This window comes from Caulobacter sp. AP07 (genome assembly GCF_000281955.1).
Classification (GTDB): Bacteria; Pseudomonadota; Alphaproteobacteria; order Caulobacterales; family Caulobacteraceae; genus Caulobacter.
Map to the genome: position 1 here is coordinate 18451 of NZ_AKKF01000135.1, position 16208 is coordinate 34658.

The 16208-nt window shown below is 67.9% G+C and carries 12 protein-coding genes; 5 read left to right on the forward strand and 7 right to left on the reverse strand.

The window, feature by feature from the left end; translation table 11 throughout:
* Positions 1-52: 52 nt before the first annotated feature.
* Genes PMI01_RS09750 through PMI01_RS27055 form a run of 4 tightly spaced genes read right to left on the reverse strand, consistent with a single transcriptional unit; the run spans position 53 to position 1979 of the window.
* Positions 53-616, reverse strand: a complete 564-nt coding sequence (locus PMI01_RS09750) for a hypothetical protein (protein WP_007667442.1) — start codon at positions 614-616, stop codon at positions 53-55.
* Positions 613-1011: a dihydroneopterin aldolase gene (gene folB, locus PMI01_RS09755; protein ID WP_085954855.1), complete on the reverse strand. Its 399-nt coding sequence runs from the start codon at positions 1009-1011 to the stop codon at positions 613-615. The genes PMI01_RS09750 and folB overlap by 4 nt, the downstream gene beginning before the upstream one ends.
* Before the next feature lie 25 nt (positions 1012-1036).
* Positions 1037-1792 carry an SDR family oxidoreductase gene (locus PMI01_RS09760; RefSeq protein ID WP_007667445.1) on the reverse strand — a complete coding sequence of 252 codons (756 nt, stop codon included), beginning with the start codon at positions 1790-1792 and terminating at the stop codon, positions 1037-1039.
* Positions 1793-1796: 4 nt separating this feature from the next.
* The gene (locus PMI01_RS27055) at positions 1797-1979 is read right to left on the reverse strand and encodes a hypothetical protein (RefSeq protein ID WP_157223726.1); all 183 of its coding nucleotides are present in this window, start codon (positions 1977-1979) and stop codon (positions 1797-1799) included.
* On the opposite strand from PMI01_RS27055, the gene PMI01_RS09765 reads away from it, so the two are divergent.
* From PMI01_RS09765 to PMI01_RS09775, 3 genes are all read left to right on the forward strand, one after another.
* Positions 1978-2448 (forward strand): NUDIX domain-containing protein, encoded by a 471-nt coding sequence (locus PMI01_RS09765; RefSeq protein ID WP_007667447.1) that lies wholly within the window; start codon positions 1978-1980, stop codon positions 2446-2448. The genes PMI01_RS27055 and PMI01_RS09765 overlap by 2 nt on opposite strands.
* A gap of 108 nt (positions 2449-2556) precedes the next feature.
* On the forward strand, positions 2557-3996 hold the full coding sequence (locus PMI01_RS09770; RefSeq protein ID WP_007667449.1) for an aldehyde dehydrogenase family protein: 1440 nt from the start codon (positions 2557-2559) through the stop codon (positions 3994-3996).
* Positions 3997-4245: 249 nt separating this feature from the next.
* Positions 4246-6108 carry an AMP-binding protein gene (locus PMI01_RS09775; RefSeq protein WP_007667451.1) on the forward strand — a complete coding sequence of 621 codons (1863 nt, stop codon included), beginning with the start codon at positions 4246-4248 and terminating at the stop codon, positions 6106-6108.
* A gap of 50 nt (positions 6109-6158) precedes the next feature.
* Here PMI01_RS09775 and PMI01_RS09780 read toward each other — a convergent pair whose 3' ends face one another.
* The 3 genes from PMI01_RS09780 to PMI01_RS09790 form a co-directional block, all read right to left on the reverse strand.
* Entirely contained in the window at positions 6159-8735 is a 2577-nt protein-coding gene (locus PMI01_RS09780) for a phosphoribosyltransferase (RefSeq protein ID WP_007667453.1), read from the reverse strand.
* Positions 8736-9047: 312 nt separating this feature from the next.
* A complete protein-coding gene (locus tag PMI01_RS09785; RefSeq protein ID WP_007667454.1) occupies positions 9048-11489 on the reverse strand; it encodes a M20/M25/M40 family metallo-hydrolase in 2442 nt (813 codons plus the stop codon).
* Positions 11490-11653: 164 nt separating this feature from the next.
* Positions 11654-14170 (reverse strand): TonB-dependent receptor, encoded by a 2517-nt coding sequence (locus PMI01_RS09790; protein ID WP_007667456.1) that lies wholly within the window; start codon positions 14168-14170, stop codon positions 11654-11656.
* A gap of 265 nt (positions 14171-14435) precedes the next feature.
* Here PMI01_RS09790 and PMI01_RS09795 point away from each other — a divergent pair, with 265 nt between their 5' ends.
* Together PMI01_RS09795 and PMI01_RS26685 are read left to right on the forward strand one after the other, a co-directional pair.
* Positions 14436-15875, forward strand: a complete 1440-nt coding sequence (locus PMI01_RS09795) for a protein adenylyltransferase SelO (RefSeq protein WP_007667458.1) — start codon at positions 14436-14438, stop codon at positions 15873-15875.
* A 140-nt stretch (positions 15876-16015) separates the two neighbouring features.
* Positions 16016-16141 (forward strand): hypothetical protein, encoded by a 126-nt coding sequence (locus PMI01_RS26685; protein ID WP_007667460.1) that lies wholly within the window; start codon positions 16016-16018, stop codon positions 16139-16141.
* The last annotated feature ends 67 nt before the right edge of the window (positions 16142-16208 follow it).

Here is a 16208-nt window from a genome sequence, read left to right on the forward strand (position 1 = left end):
GTAAGGCGGCGTGGGCGCGGCCACCCTTCCTTCTCCCCTTGCGGGAAAAGGATCAGCTTGCCGGCAGCAATTCGTCCGGCAACGCGTGCGGGTCCAGCCCCTCGCCGCGTCCCAGCCACGGGGTGATGGCGGCCAGCAGGATCAGCACGAAGGCCATGCGCGCGGCGATGGCGATCGCCATGCCGGTCATGCCGGGGCTGAAGGCCAGCAGCAGCATCACCAGCGTGCCCAGCGCCAGCAGGCCCATGACCCAGGTCAGGCCCTCGCGCGCCGCCATCACCCCGGCCAGTTCGAAGCGGGCCCGGGGCGCCAGGTCGGCGCCGGCGCCGGCCACGGCGCGGGCGAACAGCGAGAAGCCGGCCAGTCGGTCCTCGAACCGGCCGGGGCCGACATAGCTCTGGGCGGTCAGGATGGTCTTGCGGCGGCCGAACGCCAGGGTCAGCACCCGCCGGCGGCGGCCGTCGCGTGGCTTGGCCAGGCGAAAGGCGGTCAGGGCGTTCAGGGGAAAGCGCCGCTCGCGCGGACCTCGGCGCTCGACCAGCTCCGCGCCTTCCAGGGTCCACACCGTCTCCGGCTGGAAGGGGGCGAGGCGGGCGCTGTAGGAGAGGGCGGTCACCCCCGGACGGCGGTGATTTCCACCCCGGCCGCGGCGGCGTGGGGGGCCAGGGCCAGGGGCTTTTCGACCCGCACTCGGGCGCGGGTGACGCGGCCGTCGGCGAACGACGCCTGGGCCAGGCGCTCGGCGAAGGTCTCGACCAGGTCGATATGGCCCTCGGCGGCGATGGCCTGAGCGGCCTGCAGGATGGTCTCGTAATTGACGGTGTCGCCCAGCTGCTCGCAGTGGCTGGCGGCGATGTCGAGCTCGACGTCGATGACCAGGGGCTGCTGGCGGCCGTGTTCGTGGTCGTAGACGCCGATCCAGGCCTCGACCTTCAGGCCGCGCACGAAGACCTTGGTGACGATCACCCGGGCTGGATTGGGCCTGGCTGCGTCGTTCGGAGCGTTTTTCAGGGGCTGGACGGACACGGCGAGACCTTCAGGAACCGATGATGTCTGGCGTGCGCCAGCCCAGATGCTGACCCGCGTCGACCGCGATCATCTGGCCCGTGACCGAGGTCGCGTCAATGAGGTAGCGCAGGGCGGCGGCCAGCTCGTCGAGCGAAACGGCCCGTTGCAGCGGGGTGGCGGCCGCCTCGCGCTCGAATTCGCCGGGGGCCTGGTGCACCGAGGCCAGCACCGGTCCGGGCCCGATGGCGTTGACGCGGACGCGCGGCGCCAGGTCCTGGGCCATGGTCTGGGTGGCCCACCACAGGGCGGCTTTCGACAGGCTGTAGCTGAAGAACAGCGGGTTGGGACGCAGCACCCGCTGGTCGACGATATTGACGATATGGCCGGGAATTTCGGTCGGCAGGGCGGCGGCGAAGGCCTGGGTCAGCACGATCGGCGCCCGCAGGTTGGCGTCCAGGTGGGCGTCCCAGCTGGCGCGGTCGGCGGTGGCCAGGCGGTCGTCCTCGAAGGTCGAGGCGCTGTTGACCAGCAGTCCGAGGGGACCCAGCGCCTGGGCGGCGCGGGCGACCAGGCCGGCGGCCTGGCCCTCGTCGGTCAGTTCGGCGTCGAGGATGACGGCCCGCCGGCCCAGGGCGGCGATCTCGTCGGCGACGGCCTGGGCGTCGGCCTTGGCCGTGCGGTAGTGCACCGCGACGTCGAAACCGGCCCGCGCGGCCTCCAGGGCCAGGGCGCGGCCGATCCGGCGACCGGCGCCAGTGACCAGGGCCGCGCCGCGCGAGGTCATGGCCTTAGTCGAAACGACCGAATTCGATCTTGTTGAGGGCGAGGTTGACGCCGAGGAAGATGGCGATGATGCCGATCGCGAGCATGGGCGCGGGTCCGTTGTCAGACTGAAGATGATGCGGCTTTAGCGGCGCGCGGCCGCGATCGCAAGGCTGGCCACGCGCGCGGGACGCGCTAAGGTCGCCCATGCTCTGGCTGCGTCGCATCGAACCGACCCTTCGACCGCTGATCCACATGGCGTTCCGGCTCAAGCGGGGCCTGACCCTGGGGGTGCGCGGCGTGGTCACCGACGCCGAGGGCCGGGTGCTGATGGTGCAGCACACCTACATGCACGGCTGGTACCTGCCCGGCGGCGGGGTCGAGCGGCGCGAGACCGCCCAGCAGGCCCTGTTTCGCGAACTGCAGGAGGAGGCGGGCGTGCGGGTGACCGGCCCGGTCCGCCTGGTGTCGATCCACAGCAACGAGCCGCACCACAAGGGCGACCACGTGCTGGTCTATCGCGTCGAGGCCTGGGAGCCCTGCGCGGCCAGCGCCCAGGGCGAGATCCACGAGGTCGGCTGGTTCGCCCCCGACGCCCTGCCGGACGACGTCACGCCGGGCAATCGCAAGCGGATCGCCGAGTTGTTCCAGGGGGCCGACATCGATCCGATGTGGTGAGGCGTCAGATGACGCCTTCCCTAGTGATCAACGATCATTAAAATGGATGTTTGAACGAGGTCCGCCGTCTCCCCAGATGAGAGCGGCCCGAGCCAGGAGGATGACGACATGCGCGACTACCTGAAGTTCTACATCGACGGCCAGTGGGTCGAACCCAAGGGCTCCAAGACCGTCGACGTCATCAACCCGGCCACCGAGGCCGTCGCCGGCCGGGTGACCCTGGGCACGGTCGAGGACGTCGACCTGGCCGTCCGCGCCGCCCGCAAGGCCTTCCCCGCCTTCTCCCGGACCAGCCGCGAAGAGCGCGTCGACCTGCTCGAGCGGATCATCGCCGAATACCAGAAGCGCTTCGAGGACATGGCCAAGGCCATCACTGAGGAAATGGGCGCCCCGTCGTGGCTGGCCCAGCGCGCCCAGGCGGCCATGGGCATCGCCCACGTCCAGACCGCCCTGCAGGTGCTGAAGGACTACAAGTTCGAGGAAGACCGCGGGACGACCCGGCTGGTCAAGGAGCCGATCGGCGTCTGCGCCTTCATCACCCCGTGGAACTGGCCGATCAACCAGATCGCCTGCAAGGTGGCGCCCGCCCTCGCCACCGGCTGCACCATGGTGCTCAAGCCCTCGGAAATCGCGCCGTTCTCGGCCTGGGTGTGGACCGAGATCCTGGCGGCCGCCGGCGTGCCGGCCGGCGTCTACAACCTGGTCAACGGCGACGGCCCGACCGTCGGCGCCGCGCTGAGCTCGCATCCCGAGGTCGACATGGTGTCGTTCACCGGCTCGACCCGGGCCGGCATCGAGGTGGCCAAGAACGCCGCCCCGACCGTCAAGCGCGTCCACCAGGAGCTGGGCGGCAAGAGCCCCAACATCATCCTCGACGACGCCGACTACCAGAAGGCGGTCGGCGGCGGCGTGGCCTCGGTGATGATGAACTCGGGCCAGTCGTGCAACGCCCCGACCCGGATGCTGGTGCCGCAAAAGCGCATGGACGAGGTCATCGCCATCGCCAAGGCCGCCGCCGACGCCCACACGGTGGGCGACCCGAACGGCAATTCCAAGCTGGGCCCGGTGGTCTCCGAGGTGCAGTGGAACAAGATCCAGGGCCTTATCCAGAAGGGCGTCGACGAGGGCGCGACCCTGGTCTCGGGCGGTCCCGGCAAGCCCGAGGGCCTGGAGGTCGGCTACTACGTCAAGCCGACGGTGTTCGCCAATGTCACCCCGACCATGAGCATCGCCAAGGAAGAGATCTTCGGCCCGGTGCTGGCCATCCTCGGCTATGACGGCGTCGACCAGGCGGTCGAGATCGGCAACGACACCGAGTACGGCCTGGCCGCCTATGTGTCGGGCAACGACGCGTCGGAAGTCCGCGCCGTGGCCTCGAAGCTGCGGGCCGGCCAGGTCAATCTGAACGGCGCCAGCCCCGACCTGATGGCCCCGTTCGGCGGCTACAAGATGAGCGGCAATGGCCGCGAATGGGGCGACCACGCCTTCGGCGAGTTCCTCGAGACCAAGGCCATCCTCGGCTACTCGGCCAAGCAGGCGGCGGAATAGGGAACGGTCCTTCTCCCCTTGCGGGAGAAGGTGTCAGCGAAGCTGACGGATGAGGGGTCGCACAGGCGAAAGCCGTGCGGCCCCTTCTTCGTTTGGTGTTTGAGAGACCCCTCATCCGACCTCCTTCGGAGGCCACCTTCTCCCGCAAGGGGAGAAGGATTCCGCCCTCGAACGACCGTTTTGCTTTACGCGCCGCCGACAGGCGCTACGGTGCAGATAAACAACGATAACCTACCGGGAGAGAACGACATGGACGGCGTCGACAGCCCTGTGACCGCGCGCGACCCGAGCACGGCGCCGTTCAAGCCGCTGGCGATGAAGGGGCCGGACGTCACTGTCGACCGGCGGGCCGACGGCAGCATCGTCATCACCTCCAACCACCCGCCCGGCGACGGGCCGCGGACGATCAGCCACCTGCTGGCGCAGAGGGCCGCGGCGCACCCGGACCGGCCCTATCTGAAGCAGCGCGAACCCGGCCACGGGCCCTGGCGCCAGGCGACCTACAGCCAGGCCCAGCGGGCGGTCGAGGGGATCGCCCAGTGGCTGCTGGACCAGGGCGTCACCGCCGACCACAGCGTGATGATCCTGTCGGGCAATTCCATCGAACACGCCCTGATGACCCTGGGGGCCTACGGGGCCGGCGTCCCGGCCGCCCCGGTCAGCCCGGCCTACAGCCTGATGTCGGCCGACCACGGCAAGCTCAGGCACTGTTTCGACAAGGTCGCGCCGCGCGTGGTCTTCGCCCAGTCCGGCGACCTGTTCGAGAAGGCGATCGCCACGCTGAAGGCCATCGATCCGGGCCTGCTGCTGGTCACCGCCGACGGGACAGGCGAGGGGGCGCATCCCTTCGACGCGGTCGCCGCCACGGTTCCGGTCGACGTCGCCGCCAAGCGCGAGACCCTGACGCCGGCCACCGTCGCCAAGTACCTGTTCACCTCCGGCTCGACCGGCATGCCCAAGGGCGTGCCCCAGACCCACGGCATGATGGCGGGCGTCATCGCCGGCCAGGAGGGCCTGCGGGACGACCTGCGCGACGACGAGATCCCCGACAGTCTGGAATGGATGCCGTGGAGCCATATCTCGGCCGGCAACATCGGCTTCAATGCGGTGATCTGGAACGGCGGCACCCTGTGGATCGACGAGGGCAAGCCGCTGCCGGGGATGTTCGAGACCACGATCAAGAACCTCTACGAGGTCTCGCCGATCGTCTTCGGCTCGGCCCCGATCGCCTTCTCGATGCTGGCCGGGGCGATGGAGAACGACCCGGCGCTGCGCAAGGCGTTCTTCAGGAAGCTGAAGTACATGGCCTATGGCGGCGCCACCCTGTCGGACGACGTCTACAGGCGGATGCAGGCCCTGGCCGTGGCCGAGACCGGCCACCGCGTGCCGCTGACCACCATGTACGGGGCCACCGAGACGCAAGGGGTGACCGTGGTTCACTGGATCACCGAGCGGGTCGGGCTGGTCGGTCTGCCGCTGCCGGGCATCGCCCTGAAGCTGGCCCCTTCGGGTTCGAAGTACGAGGTGCGGGTCAAGGGGCCGACCGTGGCGTCCGGCTACCACAAGGACCCGGAGAAGACGGCGGCCGCCTTCGACGAGGAGGGCTTCTACCGCCTGGGCGACGCGGCGCGGTTCGTCGATCCGCAGGACCCGTCCAGGGGCCTGGTGTTCGACGGCCGGGTGACCGAGGACTTCAAGCTGGACAGCGGCACCTGGGTCAGCGTCGGGGTGCTGCGCCCCGACCTGGTGGCCGCCTGCAGCCCCTATGTCCACGACGCGGTGATCGCCGGCCAGGACAAGCCCTATATCGGCGCGATGCTGTGGCCCTCGCCGGCCGGCCTGGCGGCCCTGGTCGCCGATCCGGAGCCGGGCACGCCGCTGGACAAGCTGGGCGTGATCCTGCGCGACCGGATCGGGGCCTTCAACGCTGCGGCCGGCGGCTCGTCGCGCCGGGTCGGCCGGGTGGCGATCATGACCGAGCCGCCGTCGATCGACGCCGGCGAGATCACCGACAAGGGCTATGTGAACCAGCGCGCGACGCTGGAGCGCCGCGCGTCGCTGGCGGCGGCGCTCTATGCGAGCGAGCCGCCGGAGGGCGTGATCGTGATCTGATCGCCCACCCGGGCGCGGCCGATCAAGCGACGCCTCGTCGTTCTCACGGGTCAGCCATACCGTTCGAAGAGCGGCGCCCACGCCGCGCCGGAGCGCGTGCGGCTCCAGAAGATCGGCAAGGTGTTGTTGGGCGTATTGTAGGAAAACGCGATCAGCGCTTCGCCGCCTTTCCAGCCGAGCGCGTCGCGCTCGGACTCCATGCCCTCGACGCCGGCGACAAGCTGACGGCCCAGTTGGCTTGCCCACGTCCGGGCGCGCGACCGATCCTGGTCGGAGTCCCAGATCGGATTGCGCGCGTGAAAGGCCCTGGCGGATTCGGGCAGCCGATCGCTGGCGAACACCTTGACCGACAGCGAGGCGAACTGATTTTCCAGGCGCCTGATCGCCTCATCGAAGGCCACGATGGCGATGACGAATATCTTGCGCGCCTTCAGGTTCGGGTTCTTAGCGTGCAGGTTCGCGATGAACCGCGCCATTTGATCGCCGCTCCCGATGAAGTCGTCGAATATGACGATGGGACCTGGGCGGGAGTCCCCATCGATCAGCTGCCTCGCCTCCATGAACGCGATGCTGGGATCGATGCCGCACTCGCTCGGGGACAGGCGCGACAAGGCCTGCCTCAGGAGATAGGCGTGGTGGGTTCCGCTTTTCGTCAATGACCCCGCGGGCACCAGGACCGCGTCGGGAGACTTGGCTTCATAAGGCAGGTCTCGAGCGAACAGTCTCGCCCAGCGATCCCGAATATCGTCGTCATTGTAAAATCTGAAACTGGTCAGCAGTCTCAAGGCCAGCGCCTGCTTCTCGATATCGAACTGCCGTACCCAGTCCAAGAAGCGGTCCGGGATGACAGGTCCCTTTCCGCCGGACCAAGAGGCGAAGATCTCCATCCAAGCGGGCGCGCGACTTGGGAGCAGAGGCTCGTCAGCGCCATTATATCCTGTCTTCAGACTCCTGTTCCATCGCGGCCGCATGTAGGCCAGCTGTCCCGCCGCGAGGTTTGTCTTCCTGTCGAGCAGGAGATGGGTCGGCGCTTCCTTCCAGCAACGCCGGAGGTTCAGCGTCACGAGGGTTTCCTTTCTCACCTTTCCGGGGACTTGCTCGACATGCGCGCCCAAGACTTCGACCAAATGCGGCGTGGCCCGGAACGCGGCGTGGAATTCGCGAATCCCGGAAAGGGCGCCTGGCGCGTCGCGCAGACTGATCTGTCGGGAACTCTTGGTCCACGCCGTCTTCCACCGGTGGATTATCTCTTCGGAGTGGACAGTCGACATCACGGCGGCGGCGTAATCCAATAATTTGCTGTTGCTGAGACTTTCGAGGTCCGAGGTGTTTTTATATCCGCCATCCATCGAGCAGGTTGCATTGATGGATCGATCGAAGTTCAGTTTCTCATAATCGCACCTCATGATCAGAGGCATGCGTAACATATGAGTGGCGATGATGTCCCAGGACTGACGAGAAGCCGCTACTTCGTCATATAGATCGACAACTTCCGGGAGTTTTATCTTTTCTTCTATGCTGGCCGAGCGATCTCTTGGTGAAATCGGAGCATCTATCGACAGGAGGTGGCCAAACGCGGCCAGTTCGGAGAGGGCTTCCTTCAGGCTATCGGCGTTCCCCGCGGATCCCATGTCCCGGCTGAACACCACGACCTTCTCGGTGTGGTCCCACAGCGCTCTCGCCGTCCGATATATGTTTAGAGATGGGCTCGAAAGTAAGGCGTTGATCTCGCGCCAATCAGGCATATTGCCTTGCGATATTATCGACAATTGCAAGCACAGCGCTTGATTGAATATATTGGAGTCGTGCCGGGCGCTTCCGTTATTCGACCTTCCGGAATTTATCTGTGTCCATCGTAGGAAGTGTTGGTGTGCGTCGTCGAAATTCTCGGACATGAACGATTCCATGGCGTCGATGAGCGAGTCGTTGCTCACCATTTCCGTCTCGTCATGGAAGTAATTCGGAAAGAAGCTGGTGAAGAAGGTGCTCGTGCTGCGGGCGGAACTGGCCATGTCACGCGAGAACTGACGGGCCTCGTCAAATTTCGATGAGAACGTGGATGACAGGGTGTTGGAAATATTAAGATGATATTCGGCATAGGCCAGGGCGTTGGCGCTGCCGTCTGTCGGATCATGTTGGTGGATCGCCAAGGCAATGGCGCGCCAGGTCTGGCGAATAGCCCGCGCGCGGTCGTGCTTTCCGGTGCGAGATAGCCGCGATGACTGGTGCTTGAGATCTTCACGATCGAAATACAGCATCTCCACACATTGCGTGACCGACAGAGTCGATGACGTCGACGGCGTCAGCGCGGCGATGCAGGCATCAATACTGTATCGCGCCAGCACCTCGGCGGAGGCGTCGATTTCCGCGGTGGTGGGCGGTCGAACGGCGTTCCCCGCGAAATCCACGAAGCTGCGTCCTTTGACGACAGCCTCATGATAAGGCCGAGAGTTCCGGTACCGGTCGAGAGTCCAGAGGACCCAGCGAGCAGGAAGCGTCACCTTTTCACTGGACGCCATAAGCTCATCGACGGTCTGGAGCAGCGGTATCGCAGGATTTAGGGTCGTCGAAAGTAACTTGGGGAACTGCACCGCCAGCTTGCGAAAATTCGAAACCGCGTAGCTCATGCTCGCCCCCACGGTGACTTGACGTCACGAGGTTTTCCATAAGTTGTGGGATTGCTAGGGTCGCGTCAAACGATACGTCACGCGAGTGAGGCGGCGTCTCGTGGCCGGCGCCTTGCGCGGCGCACCCGGTGTCCAGCCCGGCAAGATCGTTTCGCGTCGGATGCGATCCGCCGGACAGGCCATGGTCGCCACGGGAAACGGCGGGCTATCTAGAGCGCTTCCCGACCTGATTGCATCAGGCCGGGCGCTCTAGCCTTTTGTTTTGGCGCATTTTCTTCACGCGAACCGGTATCCACTTCGCTCGAAAATGCTCTAGTCGCTTTCGACCGGCTCCGCCTTCCCCCACGCCAGCGCTCCACGGTCCAGCACGATCGTCTTGTCCGAATAGCCGCTGCCCATCAGCTCCGGCGGCTTGGCCGGGATGGCCGAGGACCCGCGCGGCCAGCCGTCGCGGATCTCGATCACCGCCACCTCGACCTTGCCCGCCGCCGCGGCGGTGAAGCTGAGGGTGACGCCGTTGGGGTCGGGGGCGTGGTAGGACAGGCTGGACCACTGGCCGGCCATGGTCGGCAGGGCGATCGGCCGGCCGTTCAGGCGCGGTTCGCCCAGGGCCAGGCTGGGGCGCAGGCGCAGGGTCAGGAGCTCGGCGCCCAGGGAGGGCACGGCGCGGATCAGCAGGCGGTCGCCGGCCCGGTCGATCGTCAGCACCGGCCGATCGACCGGCAGCACGGCGGTTGGCGCCATCCACACCGGCTCGCGATAGAGCGGCGGATAGGCTTTCCGCACCGGGGTCTTGTCGGAGTCCGACAGCACCACCTTCGACCAGGGGTCCAGGCGGGGCAGGGGCGAGACGCGCCAGGCCGCCCCGGTCGACAGGTCGGCCAGGTGGCTGGCCTCGGCCAGGCGCGGACGGCCGGGGCCGCCGTCGGCCACGCCGGCATAGAGCAGCAGGCCCGCGCCCGCCGCTCCGGCGACGGCGGCGAAGACCGGGGCCCAGCGATAGGCGGCGAAGTCGAAGGCCAGCGGCAGCAGGGCGGGAGCGGCCAGGACGGCGAACACCGCCAGCACGGCCGGTTCCATCAGGCCGACGCCGGCGAAGGTCCAGGCCCCCCAGGCGCCCAGCTGGGCGACGACCAGGATGGCGACCAGGCAGACCACGGCGGTCAGGGCCCAGGCCACCCGCCGGTCACGCGTGCCGCCCACCGCGGTGACGAACGCCGCGACCAGGCTGGCGGCCAGCAGCGGCCAGGCCAGCATCACCGAGCCGCCGGGCAGCAGCGCCTGGGTGGCGACCGCCAGGGCCAGCACCACCAGCAGGGCGCCCAGCCAGGCCCCGAACACCCCGACGCCCTTGCCCAGGCTCAGCCAGGCCAGGACGATCACCGCGCCGGCCATGCCCAGGCCGACCGGATCAAAGCCGCCGACCAGGCTGCAGGCCCCGCCCGCCATGGCGGCGATGACGCTCACCCAGATCCGGCCCGTCCCCCGGGCCTGCAGCACCAGCACGCTCAGGCACACCCCGATCAGCAGGATCCCGGCTCCCGGCAGCAGGGCGTTGAACTGGCCGAGCACGGTGTAGTAGCGCTGCTGGTCGGCGATGCCGATCAGCCGTCCGGCCAGGTGCAGGGCCAGGACCGCGGCGCTGGCCAGCAGCAGGAAGCCGGCGATCCCGCGCAGGATTTCCACGACCGTGACGGCGCGGCCGCGCAGGGCGCGGTAGTCGGTGAAGACGATCAGCAGGCCGGCCACCGCCAGGATCGCCCAGCCGACATTGACCGGATAGGCCACCAGGCCCAGGGCCAGGACGTCGGAATAGATCACGTCCGGCGAGCGGGCGGGCAGGGCCGCGCCGGCGGCCAGGGCGCGGACGGTCGGCAGGGCCTGGTCGCCCAGGTTCTGCAGGCTGCCCTGGTTCAGGTGCTCGGGCGTGGCCAGGGGCGTGTGATAGGCCAGCTGGTCGTCGATGAAGGCGAAGTTCAGACCCGGCAGGCCGGCGCGCAGGGCGTGGGTGAAGTCGGTGTCGTTGGGCATCCGCTGGTAGACGGCGGCGGCCAGCGAGTTGGCGGTCGGCTGGTGGGCGGCCCCGGCATAGAGGCGGATCAGCTCGCCGCTTTCGGTTCCGGTCTGGAACATCGCGGCCCGGCCGGCGTCGCCGCGCGCCTCCATGTTGATCACCACGCCGACGTGCTGGCGCAGGGGATCGCGGGCGAAGAAGGCCTCGGCCCCCAGCAGGCCCGGCTCTTCGCCGTCGGTGAACAGGAAGATGACGTCGCGGGCCAGGGGCGGGCCGGCCTTGAGGGCGCGGGCGATCTCCAGGGCGGCGGCGACTCCGGCCGAGTCGTCGGCCGCGCCGGGCGAATTGTGGACGGTGTCGTAGTGGCTCATCACCAGCACGGCCGGGGCGTCGCGGTCGGTTCCGGGCAGGGTGGCGACGATGTTCTGCACCGCGCCGACCGACACGGCGCGCGACCCCTTGGCGGCGTCGCGCACGCCCTCGCCGGGGCGCACCAGCACCTCCAGCCCCAGGCCGCTGATGCGGGTCAGCAGGTGGTCGCGGACCCGGACGATCTCGGCCGAGCCGATCGGGTGGGGCTTGCGGCCTATGGCGCGGACGTCGGCCATGGCGCGGCCGGCCGAGAACTGGTCGGCCGGAGCGTTGGCGGGCAGCGGCGCGGGGGTGCGCAGGGCCAGGTTGGCGATCGCCAGGCCGAGCAGCAGGCAGATCCAGACGCCGAGCAGCCTGATGGTCTTCATGCGTCGCGCCTCCGCAGACAGTCCCCCGCGCCGCAGGGTGGGACTGTTCGGGATTCGATAAAAGCCGCCGAAAACGGAAAAGGGCGACCCGGTCGCCCGGATCGCCCTTCCCGATGGTCGTTGAGACGGGCGGCGGTTTGACCGCCGCCCGTCGTCGTCGTGGCCTAGAACTTCGAACGCAGGGTCATGCCGTAGGTGCGCGGCGCGCCGAGGAAGGCGTCGTAGGTGATGGTGTCACGGGTCGGGTCATAGGTGTTGTGCGTGGCGTCCAGGCCCGACGAACCCTGCAGGGTGCCGTTGAAGGCGACCTGCTTGTATTCCTGGTCGAACAGGTTCTGGCCCCACAGTTCCACGGTCCACTTGTCGTCCGCCGCGCCGATGCCCACGCGGGCGTTCGCCACGGTGAAGGCCTTCTGCACCTTCGGCGGGAACAGGTCGGAACCGGTGTTGTAGGCCGACGAGTACTTGCCGCCGATGTTGAAGCGGGCCTTCAGGCTGTCGCCGACCGGATGCTCATAGGTGAGCGAGGCCGAGGCCGAGTATTTCGGCGCCAGCGACAGGCGGTTGCCCGGGAGCAGGGCCAGGGCGTTGCCCGGATCGTTGGGGATCTTCTGCTTGCCGTACTTGGTGTCGGCGTAGGTGAGGCCGGCCTGCACCGCCAGGCCACGCACGGGCGTGAACCACAGGAAGTCGGCGTCGATGCCCTGCGAGGTCACTTCCGGGATCGAGCGCACCACGAACGACGTGCCCAGGAAGGTGTTCAGCTGGAAGTCGGTGTACTTCTGGTAGAAGCCGGTGACGTTCAGCAGGACCGAGCGGTTGAACAGGGTGTTCTTCATGCCGATTTCGTAGCTGTCGACGAATTCGGCCGGGAACGACGTGTCGAAGATCGGCACGATCGGCAGGGCGACCGCCGTGCCGGCCTGCGTACCGTCGCTCGACTGGGTGCGGTCCAGGTTGTAGCCGCCGCCCTTGTAGCCGCGCGCGAACGAGGCGTAGGTGAACACCTCGGGCGAGAAGCGGTACGACGCCTTGATGGTGCCGCTCCATTCCTTGTCCGAACGGTTCTGGGTGGTGCCGCGGCCGTTGAACGCCGGGTTGGACCAGGGCAGGCAGAGGTTGGCGATCACCGTGCCGACATTGGCCGCGCCGACGATCCCGGCGATCGCTCCGGCCCGGCCCAGGGCGGTGCGGCAACCCAGGCCGCCGTCGCTGGTGGTCTGATAGGTGTTGAGGGTCTTCTCCTCGGAGGTGTAGCGCAGGCCCGCCGTGATGTCGAAGGCGTCGGTGACGTGCCAGGTGTCGTTGGTGAACAGCGCGACGGTGGTGGCGCGTTGCTTGTACTGGTCGTGCAGGCCTTGGCCGCCGACATAGCTGGTGTTGGGCGCGCGGCCCAGCAGCGCGGCGATGAAGTTGGGAACGCCGGCCGGGTTGGCGGCCGAACGCGACAGCAAGCGGCCCAGATACTGCTCATAGTCGTTGCCATAGAGGAAGTTGGCTTCGGTCTTCAGTCGCTCATCGGCCAGGAACGCGCCGACCAGCCAGTCGAACTTGTCGGTCTGACCCGCCAGGCGCAGTTCCTGGGTGTAGGTCGTGAATTCGCTGTAGTTGGTGCCGTCCTTGTTGCGATAGACGAGGTCGGCGGTGGAGAAGTCGGAGTCCTGGCCGTTGTCGGTGCGCCACTGGCGGATGGCCGAGATCGAGGTCAGCTCGCCGAACGGCGTGTCGATCTTGCCTTCCAGCGAGACGCCCTTGTCCTCGATCGAGGACGGCGCGCCGCGGTTCGAATAGGCGACGCGGGCATAGGGATCGGCGGTCGTGGCCAGGGCGGCTCCGCCGTTGACCAGAGCCAGGATGCCGGCGGTCGGACCGGTGCGGATCTGCACCGCGCCGCAGCAGTTCTCATCGCGCCTGGTGTAGTCGCCGATCAGCTTGAAGGTCGACTTGTCGTCCGGCACGAACAGCAGCTGGCCGCGCACGGTGTAGAAGCCCTGGTCGGCGTCCTGGTCGCGCTTGCTGGGGCCCTTGCCGGTGATCACGTCGTTGTAGCCGTCGCGCTCGCGGGCGGCGACATAGAGGCGGGCGGCCAGGGTCTCGGTGCCGAACAGCGGGCCGGTGACCGAGGCGGAGACGCCGTGGGCGTTGAAGTTGCCGAGCGTCGCCTCGGCGGTGGCGCCGAAGCCGAATTCCGGCTCCTTGGTGACGATGTTGATGACGCCGGCCGAGGTGTTCTTGCCGAACAGCGTGCCTTGCGGGCCCTTCAGGACCTCGATGCGTTCCATTTCGCCCAGGTCGCCGAACGACACGCCGTTGCGCGGACGGTAGACGCCGTCGATCACGACGCCGACCGAGCTTTCCAGGCCGGGGTTGTCGCCGACCGTGCCGACGCCGCGGATACGGGCGGTGGTCGAGGCTTCCGACGAGGTCGAGGTCACGGTCAGGCCAGGGGTCAGGATCGTCAGATCCTTGATGTCCTTGACGCCGGTGTCTTGCAGCAGCTTGGCGCCGATCGCGGTCACCACAACCGGCACGTCCTGCAGGTTCTGCTCACGCTTTTGGGCGGTGACGACGATGCTGTCGACGGTGGGGATGTCTGTCTGCTGGGCCTGGGCCGTCAGCGGGGTCAGACCGGCGAGCACGACGGCGGACGCCGTGCCGCAAAGCACCTGAGTGAAGCGCATTTCCTACCTCGGTTCGTTTTATGACGCGGACGCTTGCAACGCCCCCGCCTTTTGATTTGGTCTTAACCCGAACGTTCGTTCGAACTGACATGCAAGGGTTATGGCCGTGCTGTGACCTCGGCAAGGAAAAACCTTATGGCTTAACGGTTGGCGGACATCTGTTGCGCGGATGCGACAATGGTCGCCCACCATCCCCGATCTTCCGCTGACCCCGAAAGCCGCCTCCAGGCTTGCGTCGAGAAGCGCGGCGGCTCATGTCCGGAGAATGCCGATCTCCGCCGCCTATCGCCCCGATCCGATCTTCATGCGCCTGGGGCCCGACTTCGCCGATCCCGTGCTTCCGGCGGACTTCCCCCAGACGATCCTGCGCTTCCGCAACGACCGCGCCGCCGCCACGGTGGGGCTGGAGGGGCTGAGCGACGCCGAGTGGCTCAACCATTTCGCGAGATTTGCGCCCCTGCCGGACAACCAGCCCGGGCCGCTGGCCATGCGCTATCACGGCCACCAGTTCCGCAGCTACAACCCCGACCTCGGCGACGGGCGGGGCTTCCTGTTCGCCCAGCTGCGCGAGACCGGCTCCTCTTCGGAGCGAGGGGGGCGGCTCCTGGACCTGGCCACCAAGGGCTCGGGCCAGACGCCGTGGTCGCGGGCCGGCGACGGGCGGCTGACCCTGAAGGGCGGGGTGCGCGAGATCCTGGCGGCCACCATGCTGGAGACCCTGGGCGTCCCGACCTCGCGGGCCTTCTCGCTGGTCGAGACCGGCGAGGACCTGCAGCGCGGCGACGAGCCCAGCCCCACGCGTTCGGCGGTGCTGACCCGGCTGTCGCACAGCCACATCCGGTTCGGGACCTTCCAGCGTCAGGCCTTCGCCGAGCGCCCGGACCTGATCACCGTGCTGGTCGACCACGCGGTCGAGACCTATTTCCCTCAGGTCGCCGACGAACCCGACCGCCCGAAGGCGCTGTTGGAGCAGGTGGTCGCCGCCAGCGCCCGATTGTGCGCCCGCTGGATGGCGGCCGGTTTCGTGCACGGCGTGCTCAACACCGACAACATGGTCGTCACCGGCGAGAGCTTCGACTACGGCCCCTGGCGGTTCCTGCCGCGCAACGATCCGAACTTCACCGCCGCCTATTTCGACCATTCGGGGCTCTACAGTTTCGGCCGCCAGCCCGAGACGGTGTTCTGGAACCTGCAGCAGCTGGCCGGCTGCCTGGCCCTGGTCACCGACGACGCCGGACTGATCGCGGCGCTCAACGGCTTTTCCGACCTCTATCGCGACGCCCTGCGCGCGGCGATGCTCGACCGACTGGGCCTGAAGAGCCGCTCGCCCGAGGCCGACATCGCCCTGGTCCAGGCGGCGTTCACCGCCCTGGCTTCCGGCGGCGAGGCGCTGCGCTGGGAGCCGTTCTTCTTCGACTGGTTCGGCGGCCGGGCCTCGGAGGCCCGCGCCCTGGCAGGTCCGCGCGCCGAGCTCTACGGCCAGGACGCCTTCCTCGACCTGCGCCGGCAGTTCGCGGCCTTCGAGACCGATCGCCCTGAGCGGCTGGACAGCCCGGTCTTCGCCCGGTCCGAGCCCGAGGAGATGCTGATCGACGAGGTCGAGGCCCTGTGGGCGCCGATCGCCCAGGCCGACGACTGGTCGCCGCTTCATGCCAAGCTTGGTTGTCTGGAGGCGGCGCGTGTCGCCTATGCGTTAGGCCACTGACATACGGGTGAGACAAATCTGCCGCATGCTGAGCTTTTCCGATGTGGGGCAGGAACAAACGTCAAGCTTCAGCCTTATCTGGGGTTGATGACGCCCCCTAGGTGGCTTTGGCAGGTGATTTGGCCGGTGGAGAATATCGCATGCGTTTCTTCCAACCCGTGATGCTGGTCTGCGCCGTGGCCATGTCGTTCATCGGCGCCCTGGGCCTTCCGGGCTGCGCCCGCGCGATCGGCGAGTGTCTCAGCGACAAGCACGAGATGGCTTGATCCTCCCCCTCTGGGGGAGGTGGCCCGTAGGGCCGGAGGGGGTGCCGCCGCGCTGACCCCCCCCCCC